Source organism: Streptomyces lydicamycinicus (assembly GCF_000829715.2).
Taxonomy (GTDB): domain Bacteria; phylum Actinomycetota; class Actinomycetes; order Streptomycetales; family Streptomycetaceae; genus Streptomyces; species Streptomyces lydicamycinicus.
The window spans coordinates 412328-429307 of sequence record NZ_BBNO01000005.1; the positions used below are offsets into that span (position 1 = coordinate 412328).

Annotated in this window: 18 protein-coding genes and 1 pseudogene; 12 read left to right on the forward strand and 7 right to left on the reverse strand. The window is 71.2% G+C overall.

The window, feature by feature from the left end:
- The first annotated feature begins 29 nt into the window (after nucleotides 1–29).
- Nucleotides 30–983 (forward strand): TIGR01777 family oxidoreductase, encoded by a 954-nt coding sequence (locus TU31_RS19530; RefSeq protein WP_042156288.1) that lies wholly within the window; start codon nucleotides 30–32, stop codon nucleotides 981–983.
- Between the two features lie 18 nt (nucleotides 984–1001).
- On the opposite strand, the gene TU31_RS19535 is transcribed toward TU31_RS19530, so the two are convergent.
- The 3 genes from TU31_RS19535 to TU31_RS19545 all read right to left on the reverse strand — a co-directional run bounded on the left by TU31_RS19535 (nucleotide 1002) and on the right by TU31_RS19545 (nucleotide 5562).
- Entirely contained in the window at nucleotides 1002–1853 is an 852-nt protein-coding gene (locus TU31_RS19535; RefSeq protein ID WP_042156290.1) for an EamA family transporter, read from the reverse strand.
- 161 nt (nucleotides 1854–2014) lie between these two features.
- A complete protein-coding gene (locus TU31_RS19540; protein WP_042156291.1) occupies nucleotides 2015–3667 on the reverse strand; it encodes a penicillin-binding transpeptidase domain-containing protein in 1653 nt (550 codons plus the stop codon).
- A gap of 155 nt (nucleotides 3668–3822) precedes the next feature.
- Nucleotides 3823–5562, reverse strand: coding sequence for a dolichyl-phosphate-mannose--protein mannosyltransferase (locus TU31_RS19545; protein WP_042156293.1), 1740 nt, complete (start codon nucleotides 5560–5562; stop codon nucleotides 3823–3825).
- A gap of 88 nt (nucleotides 5563–5650) precedes the next feature.
- On the opposite strand from TU31_RS19545, the gene rsmI reads away from it, so the two are divergent.
- The 6 genes from rsmI (at nucleotide 5651) to TU31_RS19575 (ending at nucleotide 11292) form a co-directional block, all read left to right on the forward strand.
- A complete protein-coding gene (rsmI, locus tag TU31_RS19550; protein WP_042156295.1) occupies nucleotides 5651–6520 on the forward strand; it encodes a 16S rRNA (cytidine(1402)-2'-O)-methyltransferase in 870 nt (289 codons plus the stop codon).
- Between the two features lie 176 nt (nucleotides 6521–6696).
- The gene (locus tag TU31_RS19555; protein ID WP_042156297.1) at nucleotides 6697–7158 is read left to right on the forward strand and encodes a hypothetical protein; all 462 of its coding nucleotides are present in this window, start codon (nucleotides 6697–6699) and stop codon (nucleotides 7156–7158) included.
- Nucleotides 7159–7191: 33 nt separating this feature from the next.
- The gene (locus TU31_RS19560) at nucleotides 7192–8067 is read left to right on the forward strand and encodes a TatD family hydrolase (protein ID WP_042156299.1); all 876 of its coding nucleotides are present in this window, start codon (nucleotides 7192–7194) and stop codon (nucleotides 8065–8067) included.
- Between the two features lie 189 nt (nucleotides 8068–8256).
- Nucleotides 8257–9411: a resuscitation-promoting factor gene (locus tag TU31_RS19565; RefSeq protein ID WP_042156301.1), complete on the forward strand. Its 1155-nt coding sequence runs from the start codon at nucleotides 8257–8259 to the stop codon at nucleotides 9409–9411.
- A 22-nt stretch (nucleotides 9412–9433) separates the two neighbouring features.
- On the forward strand, nucleotides 9434–10366 hold the full coding sequence (gene rsmA / locus TU31_RS19570; RefSeq protein ID WP_042156303.1) for a 16S rRNA (adenine(1518)-N(6)/adenine(1519)-N(6))-dimethyltransferase RsmA: 933 nt from the start codon (nucleotides 9434–9436) through the stop codon (nucleotides 10364–10366).
- Nucleotides 10367–10389: 23 nt separating this feature from the next.
- A complete protein-coding gene (locus TU31_RS19575; RefSeq protein ID WP_042156679.1) occupies nucleotides 10390–11292 on the forward strand; it encodes a 4-(cytidine 5'-diphospho)-2-C-methyl-D-erythritol kinase in 903 nt (300 codons plus the stop codon).
- Nucleotides 11293–11310: 18 nt separating this feature from the next.
- Here TU31_RS19575 and TU31_RS39190 read toward each other — a convergent pair.
- Nucleotides 11311–12023, reverse strand: a pseudogene (locus TU31_RS39190) (aminoglycoside phosphotransferase).
- A gap of 298 nt (nucleotides 12024–12321) precedes the next feature.
- Here TU31_RS39190 and TU31_RS19585 point away from each other — a divergent pair.
- Nucleotides 12322–12765 carry a nuclear transport factor 2 family protein gene (locus TU31_RS19585; RefSeq protein ID WP_042156305.1) on the forward strand — a complete coding sequence of 148 codons (444 nt, stop codon included), beginning with the start codon at nucleotides 12322–12324 and terminating at the stop codon, nucleotides 12763–12765.
- A 144-nt stretch (nucleotides 12766–12909) separates the two neighbouring features.
- Here the strand turns inward: TU31_RS19585 and TU31_RS19590 are convergent, their stop codons facing one another.
- Together TU31_RS19590 and TU31_RS19595 are read right to left on the reverse strand one after the other, a co-directional pair.
- Nucleotides 12910–13128 carry a DUF397 domain-containing protein gene (locus TU31_RS19590; RefSeq protein WP_042156308.1) on the reverse strand — a complete coding sequence of 73 codons (219 nt, stop codon included), beginning with the start codon at nucleotides 13126–13128 and terminating at the stop codon, nucleotides 12910–12912.
- The gene (locus TU31_RS19595) at nucleotides 13109–13963 is read right to left on the reverse strand and encodes a helix-turn-helix domain-containing protein (protein WP_042156309.1); all 855 of its coding nucleotides are present in this window, start codon (nucleotides 13961–13963) and stop codon (nucleotides 13109–13111) included. The genes TU31_RS19590 and TU31_RS19595 overlap by 20 nt, the downstream gene beginning before the upstream one ends.
- Before the next feature lie 186 nt (nucleotides 13964–14149).
- On the opposite strand from TU31_RS19595, the gene TU31_RS19600 reads away from it, so the two are divergent.
- The 4 genes from TU31_RS19600 (at nucleotide 14150) to TU31_RS19605 (ending at nucleotide 16147) form a co-directional block, all read left to right on the forward strand.
- Nucleotides 14150–14365 carry a hypothetical protein gene (locus tag TU31_RS19600; protein ID WP_042156311.1) on the forward strand — a complete coding sequence of 72 codons (216 nt, stop codon included), beginning with the start codon at nucleotides 14150–14152 and terminating at the stop codon, nucleotides 14363–14365.
- Nucleotides 14366–14481: 116 nt separating this feature from the next.
- Nucleotides 14482–14715, forward strand: coding sequence for a hypothetical protein (locus TU31_RS38695; RefSeq protein WP_158894551.1), 234 nt, complete (start codon nucleotides 14482–14484; stop codon nucleotides 14713–14715).
- Between the two features lie 96 nt (nucleotides 14716–14811).
- Nucleotides 14812–14961 (forward strand): hypothetical protein, encoded by a 150-nt coding sequence (locus TU31_RS38700; RefSeq protein ID WP_158894554.1) that lies wholly within the window; start codon nucleotides 14812–14814, stop codon nucleotides 14959–14961.
- 58 nt (nucleotides 14962–15019) lie between these two features.
- Nucleotides 15020–16147 carry a methyltransferase domain-containing protein gene (locus TU31_RS19605; RefSeq protein ID WP_042156313.1) on the forward strand — a complete coding sequence of 376 codons (1128 nt, stop codon included), beginning with the start codon at nucleotides 15020–15022 and terminating at the stop codon, nucleotides 16145–16147.
- Between the two features lie 287 nt (nucleotides 16148–16434).
- Here the strand turns inward: TU31_RS19605 and TU31_RS38705 are convergent, their stop codons facing one another.
- The gene (locus TU31_RS38705; protein ID WP_158894557.1) at nucleotides 16435–16632 is read right to left on the reverse strand and encodes a hypothetical protein; all 198 of its coding nucleotides are present in this window, start codon (nucleotides 16630–16632) and stop codon (nucleotides 16435–16437) included.
- Between the last annotated feature and the right edge of the window lie 348 nt (nucleotides 16633–16980).

A 16980-nucleotide genomic window follows, 5' to 3' on the forward strand; every position in this document is an offset into this window, starting at 1 on the left:
AGGCCCGGCGACCACGAGGGGGGAGCCCGATGAAGATAGTGATACCCGGCGGGACCGGTCAGGTGGGCGGCATCCTGCGCCGTGCGCTGGCCGCCGCGGGCCACGAGGTCGTGGTGCTGACCAGACGTCCGGTGCGCGCGGGGGAAGTGGCCTGGGACGGTGCGACGGCCGGCCCCTGGACGGCGGCGCTTGAAGGTAGTGACGTCGTCATCAACCTGGCGGGGCGCGGCGTCAGTTGCCGCTACACCCGGGCCAACCTCCAGGAGATGATGGACTCCCGGGTGGACTCCGCCCGGGTCGTGGGCGAGGCGATCGCGGCGGCCGCCCGGCCGCCCCGCGTCTGGCTCCAGATGAGTACCGCCACCCTCTACGCCCATCGGTTCGACGCGCCCCATGACGAGGCGACCGGTGAGATCGGCGGCGCGGAGCCCGGTGTCCCGGACTACTGGGCGTTCAGCGTCGAGATCGCCAAGGAATGGGAGCGGGCGCAGGAGGAGGCCGCCACCCCGGACACCCGCAAGGTCGCGCTGCGTTCCGCGATGGTGATGAGTCCGGATCGCGGCGGGGTGTTCGATGTGCTGCTGCGGCTGGCCCGGCTGGGGCTCGGTGGCCCGGTCGCGGGCGGCGCACAGTATGTGTCCTGGATCCATGACCGCGACTTCGTCCGTGCGGTCGAGTTCCTGGTCGACCGGAACGACCTGACCGGGCCGGTGAATCTCGCCGCGCCCGGTCCGCTGCCGCAGCGGGACTTCATGCGCGCGCTGCGGGCCGCCTGGGGCGTCCCGGTGGGGCTGCCCGCCACCAAGTGGATGGCCGAGCTGGGCGCGTTCGCGCTGCGCTCCGACACCGAACTCCTGCTCAAGAGCCGCCGGGTGGTGCCCGGGCGGCTGAGCGAAGCGGGCTTCACCTTCGCGTACGAGGCGTGGCCGCAGGCCGCCGACGACCTGGTGCGGCGCGTCCGTGGCGGACGGACGGCCGGCTGAGCGGTCCGCGCCGCGCCCTCAGCCGGTGTGCAGCATCAGGCCGATGCCGATGACCATCAGGCCCGCCGCGGCGATCCGGGGGGCGCCGAAGCGTTCCTTGAAGAAGAGGGCGCCGATCGCGGCGCCGACGATGATGGAGGACTCGCGCAGCGCGGCGATGGGGGCGAGGGGAGCGCGGGTCTGGGCCCACAGGACCAGGCCGTAGGCGAAGACGGAGAGCACGCCGCCGGCCAGCCCGCGCAGCGCGAACGGGCGGAGCTCGGTGAGGAGTCGGCCGCGGCGGGTGGCGAGCGCGTAGGCCGGGATCGCGATGCCTTCGAGGAGCATCAGCCAGGCGATATAGCCCAGGGAACTGCCGGAGGCCCGTACGCCCAGGCCGTCGACGGTCGTGTACGAGGCGATGGCGAGGCCGGTGGCGAGAGCGGCGACCAGGGCCGGCCAGTGCGGCCTGGTCCCGGAGCCGCGGATGCCCCAGAGGGCGACCCCGACCAGGCCGGTGGAGGCCAGGGCCACGCCGGCCAGGGCCCAGCCGTCGGGGAGCTCGTGGACGAAGACGGCGGCCAGGACGGTGACGACCAGGGGCGCGGTGCCGCGGGCGATGGGGTACATCTGCCCGAAGTCGCCCAGGCGGAACGACTGCATCAGCAGGGCCTGGTAGACGATGTGCAGCACGGCGGAGGCCAGGAGGAAGGGCCAGGCGCCGGCGGCCGGAAGCGGGGTGACGGCGGCCAGCGCGAGGCCGCAGACCGCACCGCCGCCGCCGACCAGGGTGAAGGCCAGCAACTGGTCGCGGATGCCGTGGGCGATGGCGTTCCAGCTGGCGTGGGTCACGGCGGCCATCAGGACCGCGGCGACGACGAGCGGGGTCACGAGGTGCGCTCGCGCACGCCGGTCGCTATGGCGGTCGGGGTTCCCGGGGCGGTGCCGGACGCGGAATCGCTCATGGCCCGCACGCTAGCGAAAGCTGTACGGGCCATGCGAACCGGATTCGACGACTGAGACGGGGCGCCCCCACAGCGCCCCGTCCCGCGTCAGCCGGAGGTGAGCAGGGCGCGGACCACCGGGCCCGCGTTGGAGCCGCCGTGGCCGCTCGCCGGGACGACGGCCGCCGCGGCGAGGTCGTTGCGGTAGGCGGTGAACCAGGCGTTGGGCTTCTTCTGCCCGTCGACCTCGGCCGAGCCCGTCTTGGCACCGACGTCACCGCTGACCCCGGACATCGCCTGGGCGGCCGTACCGGATGTCGCGGTCAGCTTCATCAGGGACTTCAGCCCGCTGAGGGTGGACGGCTTCATCGTGCGGGGGGCCTTGGCGAGCGTCCGGTGGTCCAGTTCCGGCGAGACGATGTACGGCTGGTGGAAGGAGCCGGCCCGGACCGTCGCGGCGAGCGTGGCGACATTGAGCGGGTTCATCCGCACCCCGCCCTGGCCGATCAGCGAGGCCGCCATCTGTGCGTCGCTCTGCACCGGCACCGCGCCGTCGAAGGTCGGGATGCCGGTCTGCCAGTTGAGGCCGATACCGAAGACGTCCCGGGCCTCCTTGGTCAGATCGTCGTCGCTGAGGTCCTTGGCCTGCGAGATGAAGGCGTTGTTGCAGGACGCCGCGAAGCTCTGCGCGAACGTGCCGTTCTTGATCTCGGACTTGTCGAGGTTCTGGAACTTCCAGCCGCCGACCGTCACGTACTTGGGGCACGGGTGGGACTTGCCCGGCGAGGTCATGCCCTTGTCCATCAGCATCGCCGCGGTGACGATCTTCATCGTGGAGCCGGGGGCCAGCGACCCCTGGGTGGCCAGATTGAAGCCCTTCTCCGGGGAGTTGGCGAGCGCCAGGATCTCACCGGTGCTGGGCTTGACCGCGGCCACGGAGGCGGACTTCTTGCCCTTGACCGCCCGCTCGGCCGCCGACTGCATACCGGCGTCCAGGGTGGTCTTGAGCGTGCCCGGCGTCCCCTTGGACAGCACCTTCAGCGTCTTTTCGGGCAGCTGGTCGGCGGGCTTGGCGCTCTTGGCGCGGTGGATGAACAGCTCCACGCCCGGCTTGCCGTCGGTCTTGTCGCCGTACTTGTCCCGCAGGCTGTCCAGCACCCCGGCCAGCGCCGGATGCGCCTCGGGGGTCAGCTCGGTGCCCTTGCGGTCCACGGCCTTGATCGGCGGCGCCTCCGCCTCGCCGGTGCGCAGTTCGTCACCCTTGGCCAGGCCCGGGTGCATCATCGTCGGCTTCCAGGCGATCTGCGGCTTTCCGGTGGCCTTCGCACGCTGCACGGTCGCGGAGGTGCGGTACGAGTACGCGGCCTTGATGCCCTTGTAGTCGATCTGCGCGGCGACGGTGTACGGCACCTTGTCACCGGCCGGGGCGCCCGGGGTGAGCGTCACCTTCGAGAACCGTGCCTGCTTGCCGAGGGCCGCGAGCGCGCTCTTGCACTTCTCCGGGTCATCGGTCAGTCCGGCCGCCTTGGCCGCGTCGCCGGACTGCCATGCGGTGAGGAACTGCCGCGACGTCGTCTGCACTTCCTTGGCCGACAGCGGGCCGGTCGGCACCTTGGTGCCGTCTTCGCCCGACTTGGCATCCGCCGAGCTGACCTCCTGCGACGACTCGTCCGAGCCGCCGAACAGCGTGAAGCCGCCCACGACTCCCGCCACCAGGGCCACCGATCCGCCGATCAGCCCGTACTTCACCTCACGGCGCATGCCACTGATTCCCTCCCAGAGCTTCGTCCTTGAATACGCACACAAGAACGTGCCTCGCACTCTAAGGGACACGGGAGGGCTGTGAGTCTCGATACGGGCACGGTCCGGTGACGCGCTGTTGTACGGCTGTTACAGAACTGTCGAATGGGCGCCCCTTACACCCAGGTGTCGAACCACATCCGGTGGTGCCAGGCCGACTTGGGGATCGGCATCCCTGTATAGAGGGGGTAGAAGTAGATGAAATTCCATGCGATCAGGAGAACCAGGACACCGGCGCCGACCGCGCCGATGGTGCGGCGGCGCTCCGTCGAACCGGGCGGCCCGATGAGCGCCCCGATCAGCATCGCCAGCGCCAGACACAGGAACGGGACGAACACCACCGCGTAGAAGAGGAAGATGGTCCGTTCCTGGTAGAGGAACCACGGCAGATAGCCGGCCGCGACACCGCAGACGATCGCCCCGGCCCGCCAGTCCCGCTTGAACAGCCAGCGGTAGAGGACATAGAGGAGCGCGAAGCAGGCCGCCCACCACAGCAGCGGGGTGCCCAGCGCCAGCACCTCGCGGGCGCAGCCCTCGGCCGCCGTGCAGCCGTCCTGGCCCGCCTTGGGGTCCTCGTAGAAATAGGAGACCGGGCGGCCCAGGACCAGCCAGCTCCACGGGTTGGACTGGTAGGCGTGCGGGGTGGTCAGTCCGGTGTGGAAGGAGTAGACCTCGGTCTGGTAGTGCCACAGGCTGCGCAGCCAGTCCGGCAGCCAGGTCCAGTGGCCCGTACGGCCCTCCGGTGAGGTCGCCCAGTCGCGGTAGTAGCCGCCCTTGGTGGCGATCCAGCCCGACCACGACGCCAGATAGGTGGCGAGCGCGACGACGACGGTGGCCCCGAAGGCGGGCAGGACATCGCGGCGCAGGGCCGAGCGGAAGGGGTGCCGGGCACCGGCCGTACGGCGTGCCGCGACATCCCACAGCACCGCCATCAGCGCGAAGGCCGCGAGGTAGTACAGACCGTTCCACTTCGTCGCGGTGGCCAGGCCCAGACACAGTCCGGCCGCGATGCGCCACGGCCGCCACCCGAGCCGCAGCCGGCCGCCGACCCCCTCGTCGGGGAGCGGCACCCCTCCCGGCCCGACCGGCAGCGCCCCCGCCAGCCGGGCCCTGGTGCGGTCCCGGTCCACCAGGAGGCAGCCGAACGCGGCCACCACCCAGAACATCACGATCAGATCGAGCAGCGCGGTCCGGCTCATCACGAAGTGCAGACCGTCCACCGCCAGCAGGGCGCCGGCGAGACAGCCCAGCGCCGTCGAGCGCATCAGCCGGCGTCCGATACGGCACACCAGCAGCACCGACAGGGTGCCGAGCAGCGCCACCATGAACCGCCAGCCGAACGGGTTCATCCCGAACAGGCCCTCGCCGACCGCGATCAGCCACTTGCCCATCGGGGGGTGGACGACATACGAGTGCTCGGGCGAGAGCAGCAGCTGCGGCGGATGCCCGACCAGCGCGTCATTGGCGTTCTTGGCCCAGGTGCCCTCGTAGCCGTACTGGAGCAGCGACCAGGCGTCCTTGGGGTAGTACGTCTCGTCGAATATCACCTTCCGCGGGCTGCCCAGGTTCCAGAACCGCAGCACCCCGGCGAACAGCGCCACCAGCAGCGGACCGAGCCAGCCCGACCAGCGCGTCAGCCGGGCCGCGGCCTCCGGTCCCGCTCCGAACACGGCCCACAGACGACCGCTCGGCTCGGGGAAGGCGGGCACCAGCCGCGCGCGGACATCGGTCTGCGGGCGGGCGGGAAGCCCGAAACGGCGCAGTCGCCGCTGCCACACGGGGGGCGCTCCGGGCGGCTCCGGGGCGTGCTGCGCGGCGGCGTCGGTCGCGGTGGTGTCACTCGTCACCCGGCCCATCGTAGGGAAGCCGCCTGTGGAGCGCCGTGGACCGCACCGGGGGACACCGACCGGCCGGAGCGCGCCGGCGCCCTGGGAGGATGGGCAGGTGACTGGAACGCTGGTACTTGCAGGAACGCCCATCGGGGAGATCGCGGACGCGCCGCCGCGGCTCGCCACCGAGCTGGCCGCCGCCGATGTGATCGCCGCCGAGGACACCCGGCGGCTGCGCCGGCTGACCCAGGCACTGGAGGTTCAGCCGTCCGGGCGGATCGTGTCGTACTTCGAGGGCAATGAGGCGGCCCGGACGCCCGAGCTGGCCGAGGCGCTGGCCGGCGGGGCGCGGGTGCTGCTGGTCACCGACGCCGGGATGCCCTCGGTCTCCGACCCCGGCTACCGCCTGGTCGCCGCCGCCGTCGAACGCGGCATCAAGGTCACCGCCGTCCCGGGCCCCAGCGCGGTGCTCACCGCCCTCGCCGTCTCCGGGCTGCCGGTGGACCGCTTCTGCTTCGAGGGATTCCTGCCCCGCAAGGGCGGTGAGCGGCGCACCCGGCTGCGCGAGGTCGCCGACGAGCGCCGCACCCTCGTCTACTTCGAGGCACCGCACCGGCTGGACGACACCCTCGCCGCGATGGCCGAGATCTTCGGCGCCGAGCGGCGCGCGGCGGTCTGCCGGGAGCTGACGAAGACGTACGAGGAGGTCAAGCGCGGGCCGCTGGCGGAGCTGGTGCCCTGGGCGGCCGAGGGCGTACGCGGCGAGATCACCATCGTCGTCGAGGGCGCCCCGGAGAGCGGGCCGCAGGATCTGGGCCCCGAGGAGCTGGTGCGCCGGGTGCGGGTCCGCGAAGAGGCCGGGGAGCGCCGCAAGGAAGCCATCGCCGCGGTCGCCGCGGACGCCGGGCTGCCCAAGCGGGAGGTCTTCGATGCGGTGGTCGCGGCGAAGAACGCGGCGAAAACCGACCCATCAGAAGGTAAATGACTGGCCTGAAAGGTAAAGAACTGGCCGGTATGGCGGGTACTTTTCCCTGCCCCCGGCCAAATCTGGGCCAATACGGTCGGCGATCTGCTGCTTTGTGACCGGGAAGGGCGTCCACTGGACGTCGGGACGAACCGGTTCCCGAAGACCTTGTCCAGCGGACAAGAGGAGCGCAGCACATGACGGATTTCGCCAGGACCCCCGGAGTTTCCACGACGACCACCGGCGGAGAGCACCCCGCCCCCCGGCCCGACGCCGCCGCGCACGAGGCGTACTCCTTCGCCTGTATGCGGTGCGGCCACGGCTGGGAGCAGGCTTACGAGATAGTCCATCAGGTCGACGGCAAGGGCGAGCTCCATGTCGTCTACTACGCGGACGGCGCGCGTGTCCCGTCCCCGCTGACCTGCCCCACCTGCGTGAACTGCGGCAGTGACGTCGTCCGCATCATGCGCTCCGGCCAGGTCTCGATGGTCTCCGAGGCGATGGCGAACATGCATCAGCGCCGGCCCGGCGGCGAGAAGAAGGAAGCCCCCGCGGCGGACCCGGACGCCACCGACGGCACCGCCGGGGACAAGGACACCGGCCGCCACCACTGGCACCTCTCCGACCTGCTGCATCCCTTCCAGCACCACCGGAAGTGAGCCCCGTGCCGCGGCCCTCGTAGGATCGCGGCCATGGCACCGCAGGACAAGAACACCCCGCCGCCGCTGCCCGAACCGCTTCGGGTGGCGGTCGCGGACTCGCACACCCACCTGGACATGCAGGACTCCTCCGTCGAGGAGGCGCTCGCCAAGGCCGCCTCCGTCGGGGTGACCACCGTCGTCCAGGTGGGGTGCGACCTGGCCGGTTCACGCTGGGCCGCCGAGACCGCGGCGGCCCACGACAGTGTGCACGCCACCGTCGCCCTGCACCCCAACGAGGCGCCCCGGATCGTCCTTGGGGACCCCGACGGATGGTCTCGGCAAGGCGCCCGGGAGCCCGGCGGCGACAGCGCCCTGGACGCCGCCCTCGCCGAGATCGACCGGCTGGCCGCGCTGCCGCAGGTCCGCGGCGTCGGCGAAACCGGCCTGGACTACTTCCGTACGGGCCCCGAGGGCATGGCCGCCCAGGAGGCCTCCTTCCGCGCCCACATCGAGATCGCCAAGCGGCACGGCAAGGCCCTGGTCATCCACGACCGCGAGGCCCACGACGACGTACTGCGCATCCTGCGCGAGGAGGGCGCGCCCGACCGGGTCGTCTTCCACTGCTACTCCGGCGACGCCGAGATGGCCAAGATCTGCGCCGCGGCCGGCTACTTCATGTCCTTCGCCGGCAACGTCACCTTCAAAAACGCCCAGCACCTGCGCGACGCCCTCGCCGTCGCCCCGCCCGAGCTGGTCCTGGTCGAGACCGACGCCCCCTTCCTCACCCCCGCCCCGTACCGCGGACGGGCCAACGCGCCGTACCTCATTCCGGTCACGCTGCGGGCCATGGCCGAGGTCACGGCCATGACGGAGGACGCCATGGCCACCGCCGTCGCGGCGAACACGGCGCGGGCCTTCGGTTACTGACGGTTCGCGGCGGCCCTCGTACGGCCCCCGCGGAGGCCGTACACCCCACCGGAACGCCCGCCCGCACCCCCGAATCCCGCCCACATCCGGCCACTTCCATCACTGTCCGTAGTGGGTCAACTTTGGAGAGTCACGAAGACTCCGCTACATTCCGGCCGTCAACCGCAGCCGGGGCATGTGGAGCGCGCCGTGAGTCATTCGCAGAGCAGCCACCGCGCCGCGCGCGGCCGTCGCAGACGCCGTGCCGAACACCCCGACGCGCTGCGTCTGCTGCTGCCCCGGGCCCTGGTCGTCGCCTTCCTCGCCGGCGGCACCACCGCCTTCATCGCCCACGACAAGGCGGTCCGGCTCACCGTCGACGGCACCCCGCGCACCCTGCACACCTTCGCCTCCGACGTCGACGACCTGCTGGCCGACGAACGGCTCGACATCGGCGCCCACGACATCGTCGCGCCCGCCCCCGGCACCGCCCTCAGCAGCGGTGACGAGATCGTCGTCCGGCACGGCCGCCCGGTCGAGCTGACCATCGACGGACAGCGCCGCACGGTGTGGACCACCGCCGAGACCGTCGCCGGCGCCCTCCACCAGCTCGGCGTACGGGCCGACGGCGCCTATGTGTCGGCCTCCCGCTCGCGGCGCATCGGGCAGCGCGGCCTGGAGCTGGCGGTCCGTACCGAACGCTCGGTGACGATCGTCGCCGACGGCCGCGCACACCACCTCCGCACCAACGCCGCCACCGTCCGCGAGGCCCTGGCCGAGGCCGGGCTCGCACTGCGCGACCAGGACACCACCTCGGTGCCGCCGGACAGCTTCCCGCACGACGGCCAGACCCTCTCGGTGCTGCGGATCACCGGCTCCAAGGAAGTCCGCGACCGGCCCATCCCCTTCCGTACGATCCACCGGGCCGACGCCCGCCTGGCCCGCGGCACCGTGGTCGTCGTCCAGCAGGGCCGCCCCGGAGTCCGGCGGGTCACCTACCGGGTGCGCACCGTCAACGGCGTCAAACAGCGGCCGAAGCGGCTGCACAGCGAGGTCGTGCGCGCCCCGCGCCCGCAGATCGTGCACCTCGGCATCCGGGAGCTGCCCACCTCCGTACGCGGCGCCGACCACCTCGCCTGGCATGCGCTGGCGCAGTGCGAGGCCGGCGGCCGGCCGAACGCCGTGGACTCCTCCGGCACCTACGGCGGGCTCTACCAGTTCGATGTCGGCACCTGGCGGGCCCTCGGCGGCCACGGCCGGCCACAGGACGCCACCCCCCAGGAACAGACCTACCGCGCCAAGAAGCTCTACATCAGAAGGGGGGCGAGCCCGTGGCCGGTCTGCGGCCGTAAGCTTCACGGGTGAACGAGCGCAACGAGGCTGTGGCATGAGCAAGAGCACCACCGACGATCCCGGCCCCCTGCTGGGCGCCGCCGACATCCGCGAGCTGGCCGCCGCGCTGGGCGTCCGCCCCACCAAGCAGCGCGGCCAGAACTTCGTCATCGACGCCAACACCGTCCGCCGGATCGTCCGGACCGCCGAGGTCCGGCCCGACGATGTCGTGGTCGAGATCGGCCCGGGCCTCGGCTCGCTGACCCTGGGCCTGCTGGAGGCCGCCGACCGGGTCACCGCCGTCGAGATCGACGAGGTGCTGGCCGCCGCGCTGCCGGACACCGTCGCGGCCCGGATGCCCGACCGCGCCGACCGCTTCGCGCTGGTGCACAGCGACGCGATGCACGTCACCGAGCTGCCCGGCCCCGCGCCCACCGCGCTGGTCGCCAACCTCCCCTACAACGTCGCCGTGCCGGTGCTGCTGCACATGCTCGCGACCTTCCCCACCATCGACCGCACTCTGGTCATGGTGCAGTCCGAGGTCGCCGACCGGCTGGCCGCGCGCCCCGGCAACAAGGTCTACGGCGTGCCGTCGGTGAAGGCCAACTGGTACGCCGAGGTCAAGCGGGCCGGCGCCATCGGCCGCAACGTCTTCTGGCCCGCCCCCAACGTCGACTCCGGCCTGGTCTCCCTCGTCCGCCGCGAGAAGCCGATCGAGACCACGGCGAGCCGCGACGAGGTCTTCGCCGTCGTCGACGCGGCCTTCGCCCAGCGCCGCAAGACGCTGCGGGCCGCACTGTCCGGCTGGGCCGGTTCGGCCCCCGCCGCGGAGGCCGCCCTGGTCGCCGCGGGCATCTCGCCGCAGGCCCGCGGCGAGGCACTGACCGTCAAGGAGTTCGCGCGGATCGCCGAGCACAAGGGGCCGGGCGGTGCGCCGGGCATCCGTCAGTCACGGGGAGAGCGCACATCAGGGGGAGAGCAGGCATGACCGACACGACCAACACGACCGACATGACCGCCACCCCGGTCACCGTCCGGGTACCGGCCAAGGTCAACGTCCAGCTGGCCGTGGGCGCCGCCCGCCCCGACGGCTTCCACGACCTGGCGAACGTCTTCCTCGCCGTCGGCCTCTACGACGAGGTCACCGCCACCCCCGCCGACACCCTCCGGATCACCGCCGAGGGCCACGACGTCGACCAGATCCCCCTGGACCGCACCAACCTGGCCGCCCGCGCCGCCGAACTCCTCGCCGCCCGGCACGGCATCGAGCCGCACGTCCACCTCCACATCCGCAAGGACATCCCCGTCGCCGGCGGTATGGCCGGCGGCAGCGCGGACGCGGCCGGCGCCCTGCTCGCCTGCGACGCCCTGTGGTCCACCGGAGCCTCGCGGGACGAACTCCTCGCCATCTGCGCCGAGTTGGGCAGCGACGTCCCGTTCAGCCTGGTCGGCGGCGCGGCGCTCGGACGGGGCCGCGGCGAACTGCTGACGCCGCTGGCCGTCGGAGGCACCTTCCACTGGGTCTTCGCGGTGGCCGAGGGCGGCCTCTCCACCCCCGCCGTCTACGGCGAATTCGACCGCCTGACGGCAGGGACGGACGTACCGGAGCCGGAGGCGGCCCCCGAGCTGCTGGCCGCCCTGAAGTCCGGCGACGCCACCGCGCTCGCCTCGGCCCTGTCCAATGACCTTCAGCCCGCGGCACTGTCCCTGCGACCGTCACTGACCGAGACCCTGGAGGCGGGCACCGCGGCCGGTGCACTGGCCGCGTTGGTCTCCGGCTCGGGGCCGACCACCGCTTTCCTGGTCAAGGACGCGGAGGCGGCAGCGGTCGTCGCGTCGGCGCTGCTGGCGTCGGGGACGTGCCGGCAGGTACGGGTGGCGGAGGCGCCGGCGGTGGGGGCTGTGGTGGTTTAGGGCGGGCGCAGAGCCGGCTCAGCTCGCCTCGCGGTGGTCGTGCCAGGTGGCCGCGGCAGCCGCGAGGCGCAGGGTCCACGGGTCGGGGTCGGCGGTGCTGATCTCGTCCCAGACGTTGCGGTTGGCGGCGGCGAAGGCGGCGATGCCCTCGGCCGGAGCGGTGTGCCACGCGGGCACCTCTGCGGCCCAGCGTTCTGCCGAGGCGGGGGCGTGGCCGGATGCGATGAGCCAGATGACCCAGTAGCCGGCGTCGAGCCAGGACGCTCCCCGGGTGGCCCAGCCCCAGTCGACGAGGCGGGCCCGATCTCCCTGTGGGGCACGGCCGTTGACCAGCACGTTGGTGTTGTTCAGATCGGTGTGCAGGAGGTGGTCTCCCCCGAAGAAGCGGAGGTCGCCGGGGCGGGCGGCGTAGCGCTCAAGGCGTTGCTCGGCGTGCCGCAGTTCGATGTCCGGGCGGGGCGTTCCACCGAGACGGCCCAGGAGGGCGGCGACTTCCTGTAGGTCGGTAGGTCGGGGGAGGCGGGGGAGTAGTCGGCGTGATGGCCGTCCAGGGCCTCGAAGCCGAGGAGGTCCCATCCGGCGGCTTCGACGCGCCAGTGGAGCGCGGGACCGACTCCGGTGAGAAAGGGGGCGACGGCCGCCTCCCGGCGCTGGGTCCAGGCGCGGGGGTGGTCGGTGCGCAACCCCTTGATGTGCCAGGTCCCGCTGGCAGAGGTGACGCGGGCGGCGATCTCATCGTCCGTAGACTCCGAGAACCGACGCCGACATTTTCGAGGCTATCGAGAAGGCACTGAGCTGACGACGTAGGACGTGCTTCAGCGATCAGTCGCACCGGCCGGACAGGGATCCGCGCCGCGAAGCGGACCGAGACATCGATCTTCCCCAAGCTCTCGGCTTTGCTCAAGCAGGAAAGTGGATCTTGGTGAGGCGCTTGCTTACTTCAGAGGTAATCGTTTTGACCCGCCCGCGCTGGCAGGGTTGGCGATCTCTCCGCGTCGGAGGACGCGGACCAGGACGGAGAGGTCGGCCATGTCCATAGCCGCACGTACGAACACGCGCACCGTCGTTGAGGAGTTGCTGCGCAGGATCGGCGAAGGCGACCCCGAGCACATCGCCGAGCTGTATGCCGAACAGGGCGATTGGAAGCTCGATTGGCCGGAGGGCGAGCACGGCCGCGCTGCCACTCCGTGGATCCGTCACCGGTCCACTCGGGCCGACGCGGCCGCCCACTACCGCGAGCTTGCCGAGCACCATGTGCCGGAGCACGTGGCTACTGAGGTCGAGCGCATTCTCATCGACGGAGACGACGCGGTCGTGCTCGGCGAGATCCGCCAGACCGCCCGGCCCACGGGACGTGCGTATCGTGCCCGTTTCGCCCTGCATCTCACCGTCGAAGACGGCCTTGTCACTCGGCACCATGTCTACGAGGACAGCCTCGCCGTCGCCCAGGCATTCGAGGCGGAGGAACGGTGACATGGGCTTCTGGCCCGTTCCGGTCTTCCCTGCCGCTGCTTCGGTCCCCGCAAGGGAAGCCTGCCCGCCTTGCGGAGCTACAACGCGGCGGGGCTGAGCGGCATTTCCGCGGGCGCCCGGATTCTGCGGGCGCCCGGGAGGACGTCAGATGCCCGGGAAGCCGGTGTCCTTGACGGCGGTGACGAAGGACGACCAGGCGGCGGCCGGGAAGATGATCGCCGGGCCGTGTGGGTCCTTGGAGTCGCGGACGGGGACGATGCCGGGGAGGTTGTCGGAGACCTCGACGCAGTTACCACCGTCGCCGTTGCTGTAGCTGCTCTTGCGCCAGACGGCCGTGCTCAAGTCAGTTTGGCTGTTTGCCATTTCGGTAATCCTCAGCCGCTTCCTCGATCATGGCGAGGGACGCCTCCGGCGGCAGCGCGACGGCCCTGAGCCGATCGTATGCCTTGCGGTACTTCTTCACGAGGACTGGATCGTCGATCGTGTCACCGCTGTACTGCGCTTCCGTGTAGACCAGCGGTGGGGCGTCCGGGAAGGCCATGATCATGACTGTGCTGGGCATGAGCGGATGCGGTCCACAGTTCCACGGAAGGATCTGTGGAACGATCCGGCGGCTCCGTGCCAACGCTGAGATGCGGTCGAGCTGGTCGGCCGCAGCTTCCGGCGGAAGGATGGGGTGGCGCAGTAGCGACTCGTGCAGGATTGCCCAGTACTCCGGGGTCTTGTGGTTGCGCTCGAAGAGGCAGGCACGCGCGGTAGACGCGTTGACCTTCTCGTCCACTTCTGCGTCGGACGCCAGCGGGTGCGCTGCCTGCACCACTGCCCGTGTGTACGGCTCGGTCTGCAACAAGCCAGGAACTACGGTCGGGGACCACTCCTCGATGCTTTCCGCGTACCTTTCCGCCTCCAACGCCCGCTCGAAGTACTCGGCGTGCCCCGTCCGCCTCGCCTTCCGCACGTCCTCGCAACACCGCTGGAAGAAGCCATCCGTCTTGAGGACCTTGTCCACGTGCTCGGCCAGTTCCGGCGGCATCCGGCGTTCGCCGCGTTCGATCTCGCTGAGGTGGCTTTGGCCGTAGAAGCTGCCCTCGACCAGTTGCTGAAGCGTGAGCCCGGCCAACTCCCGCTGGTAGCGCAGCTCCTTGCCGTAGAAGGTGGGGACTCCCGCTGAGCCGTCAATGTCCTTGCGTCGTGCCACGGTTCACCGCCGTACGTGTAGCTGGTTCACAGTCGATGCGGACGAGCCACGGCGGTCCCCACATTTCCACCAGGTCATACCGCGCATTCCCCGGACCGCCGCCGGGAGCCCAACCCCCTTTCACGCTACGCCGCGTAACGTCACTCTGTAAGCGGTTCGTTGCTATGCGTACAGAAAGGCTGGCCCATGCCCCTCGACCGCTCCCTCCCCGACGACGTACACCAAAGTGCCGAAGAGCTGCGCACCGCGCTGAAGGACCACGGCATCACGCTCCCGTCGCTCGGCGTCGACCTGCCCGGCTTTGCGGGCGTCTACGGCGTCTCGCTGGTCGCGCTCGGTAACTGCAACGCGGCCACCGCCCGCCGCCTCGCCGAGGTCCTGCGTAAAGCGGCCACCCGTTGAACGGAGTGCACCGCCTCGTCCGAACGGCCCTCGGAAGGCTGCTGAGTTGGTTACTCCCAGGCCGTGGCGACCACCGGGCGTCCCGTAGTGCCGGGGCCCTCTCGCCCACGGCCTGGTTGCCGAAGGCTCCGGCACGGCGCCGCCTCGTACGCGTCCGGCGGCTGCCGCCCGAACTGCTGTCGTTGTGCGGTGAGGACGGCCTTCATCTCGTCCGGCCGTATGTCCGGGCCAGCGGCCGTCCGTCGGAGGAGGCGCGGCATCCCGGCGATCAGGAGGCCCGGCGCCGGGAGTTGGGGGAGGCCGTACGCCGGCTCAACACCTGGTCGTCCGGTGGGGGCGGCCGCCGCTGACCGACACGCACAAAGGCACCGCTCACAAAGGCGCCATCCACGAGGGCACCACTCCCGAAGGCACCACTCACAAAGACATCAGGAGGAAGAGAAGGGATGCACATGCTTCTTCAGAACGACGGCAACGACGGCAACGGCGGCAACGTTGGCGGCGACAAGCTGCCCGGCCGGCCCTACCCCGGTCCGCACCCGGCGCCGACGCCGGACGGTGGTCCCGGTGTCCCGAACCCGCCCAAGGCCGTCTGACCGTGGCCGGCGCGACAGGTAACGAGCGCCCCGTCTCGACGGGCTGGGGCATGCCCTCATGGCGGCGGGCGTCCTCTCCCCGGACTGGGTCTCCGCCTATACGGCCGTACCCCGGTCCGCCGTGCTGCCCGACCTCATCTGGCCGTTCGACATGGCGGCCGGGCGCAGCGTTCCGGTGTCCCGGACGGAGAGCCCGGACGCGTGGCAGGAGTACGCGGACGCGGACGTTCCCGTCGTCACCCAATGGGACGAAGGGCAGCACCCCGGCACCGAACCGGGCGAGGTGCCGACCAGCTCCGCGTCGATGCCCTCGGTCGTCTTCCGGATGCTCCAGGACATGGACCTCCACCCCGGACACAAGGTCCTGGAGATCGGCACCGCGACGCTGTGGAACGCACTCCTCATGGCGCACCGTGCCGGGCCGGGGAACGTCACCACCATGGAGGTCGACGGGGCGCTGGCCGCCGCCGCCCGCGCCACGGCCGCGCGGTTCGGGAACTCCGTCCGCGTCGTCCACGGCGACGGGAGCGGGGGCCACCGGGAAGGGGCGCCGTACGACCGCATCATGGCGACGTGTGGCGTCCGGTCCGTTCCGTTCGCGTGGGTGGAGCAGTGCCGCCCCGGCGGGCTCATCGTGGCCCCGTGGGGGACGCACTACAGCCACGGCGACGCGGTGGCCCGCCTGGTGGTCGCACCGGACGGGAAGAGCGCCGCCGGACGCTTCACCGGGCCCGTGGAGTTCATGAAGCTCCGCGCCCAGCGCCCGGCCGCCGTGGAGCACGCCGCGTATGTGACGGGGAGCGTCGCGGATGGCGAGGAGTCGTCCACGGCGCTCACCGAGGCGGAGTTCGCCGGGGAGCGGTTCGGCCCCGAGCGGTTCGCCCTGGGCCTGCGCGTGCCCCGGTGCCTGCACGTTGTGGCGGACAAACGCGACGGCGCGCGCCCGGTGTGGTTCTACGGGCTGAGCGACGCGTCCTGGGCATGCGTGCCGTTCCGGGACCGGGACACCGCCCGCGTCTGGCAGTCCGGCCCCCGCAGGCTCTGGGACGAGGTGGAGGCCGCCTTCCACTGGTGGGCGGGCCGGGGGAGGCCCGGCCACACCCGGTTCGGTCTGACCGTGACGGCCGAGGGCGAACGGGTGTGGCTGGACGACCCGGCCGACTCCTGGGCGCTGACGGGCCCATGACGGCCTCATGACGGTCAGGACGGCCCATGACGGGAACTCAGGAGCGCTCTCGTATGGGCCCAAGAGCAACTGTGGTGGGACCGCAGGACGGGCATGGGTTCCCCTCGCATCGAGAGTTCCGGCCGGAAACAAGCGCTGAACCGATGCGCAGGAATCTCCGGGCAGACTTGCCGCCCAGGCAAAACCGGACTCCGAGTACGTACCCGCCACCCCAGTGCATGGTGTCCATGTTGTTTTGACAGAGGTTTTCGAGCCGTCCTGGGGCGCGTTCCCCACGGGCTACTCCTTCACTTGGCGCCGGCACGGAGAACGAGCGGAACGACACGACTATCGGCCTTGCGGTCACCAAGGGGCAGCAGCAGCCGGTTGCCGTTTTCTATGACATGCCACGGGGGGATGCGCGAAACGTCACCTGCCGCGTATTCGCTCACCGGGCTGCACGAGTTGCTCTTCCCCGTGAAGGGATCCTGGGTCGCCAACTTCACCCTGTTTTCCTCGACCGTGCAGGACATAACCGGTGCTGCGGTGGGATGTCGGGAAGTCGGTTGCGGCGACAATGCAGACGCCACCGTCGTGCGACTGCGCAAGCGTCAGCGATGTGAGTGTGGACAGGGATACCGACATTACCGGGACGTTTCCACCAAGACCCTGTCGATGGGGCTTCTTGTCCTGGGGTATGGCCCTTGCTGCTCCCGGCTTTGAGCTGGGGCAGCAGGGGCCCGTGGCCGGTCATCGTGCTCGACGGGCACGTGGTCGCCGCCGTGGCGCCGGGCGACCGCACCTCGCTAGGAATCGGTCACCCCTTCCCGTGGTTCCCGTCCCATTCGGGTGTC

Bases quoted from the DNA above. Each gene is read 5' to 3' on its own strand.
- TU31_RS19555 (WP_042156297.1), top strand. From the start codon at position 6,697: ATGACGGATTTCGCCAGGACCCCCGGAGTTTCCACGACGACCACCGGC.
- TU31_RS38700 (WP_158894554.1), top strand. From the start codon at position 14,812: ATGCACATGCTTCTTCAGAACGACGGCAACGACGGCAACGGCGGCAAC.
- TU31_RS19605 (WP_042156313.1), top strand. From the start codon at position 15,020: ATGGCGGCGGGCGTCCTCTCCCCGGACTGGGTCTCCGCCTATACGGCC.
- TU31_RS19545 (WP_042156293.1), bottom strand. From the start codon at position 5,562: ATGGGCCGGGTGACGAGTGACACCACCGCGACCGACGCCGCCGCGCAG.
- TU31_RS19585 (WP_042156305.1), top strand. From the start codon at position 12,322: ATGTCCATAGCCGCACGTACGAACACGCGCACCGTCGTTGAGGAGTTG.
- TU31_RS19590 (WP_042156308.1), bottom strand. From the start codon at position 13,128: ATGGCAAACAGCCAAACTGACTTGAGCACGGCCGTCTGGCGCAAGAGC.
- TU31_RS19560 (WP_042156299.1), top strand. From the start codon at position 7,192: ATGGCACCGCAGGACAAGAACACCCCGCCGCCGCTGCCCGAACCGCTT.
- TU31_RS19575 (WP_042156679.1), top strand. From the start codon at position 10,390: ATGACCGCCACCCCGGTCACCGTCCGGGTACCGGCCAAGGTCAACGTC.
- TU31_RS19540 (WP_042156291.1), bottom strand. From the start codon at position 3,667: ATGCGCCGTGAGGTGAAGTACGGGCTGATCGGCGGATCGGTGGCCCTG.
- rsmA (WP_042156303.1), top strand. From the start codon at position 9,434: ATGAGCAAGAGCACCACCGACGATCCCGGCCCCCTGCTGGGCGCCGCC.
- TU31_RS19600 (WP_042156311.1), top strand. From the start codon at position 14,150: ATGCCCCTCGACCGCTCCCTCCCCGACGACGTACACCAAAGTGCCGAA.
- TU31_RS19530 (WP_042156288.1), top strand. From the start codon at position 30: ATGAAGATAGTGATACCCGGCGGGACCGGTCAGGTGGGCGGCATCCTG.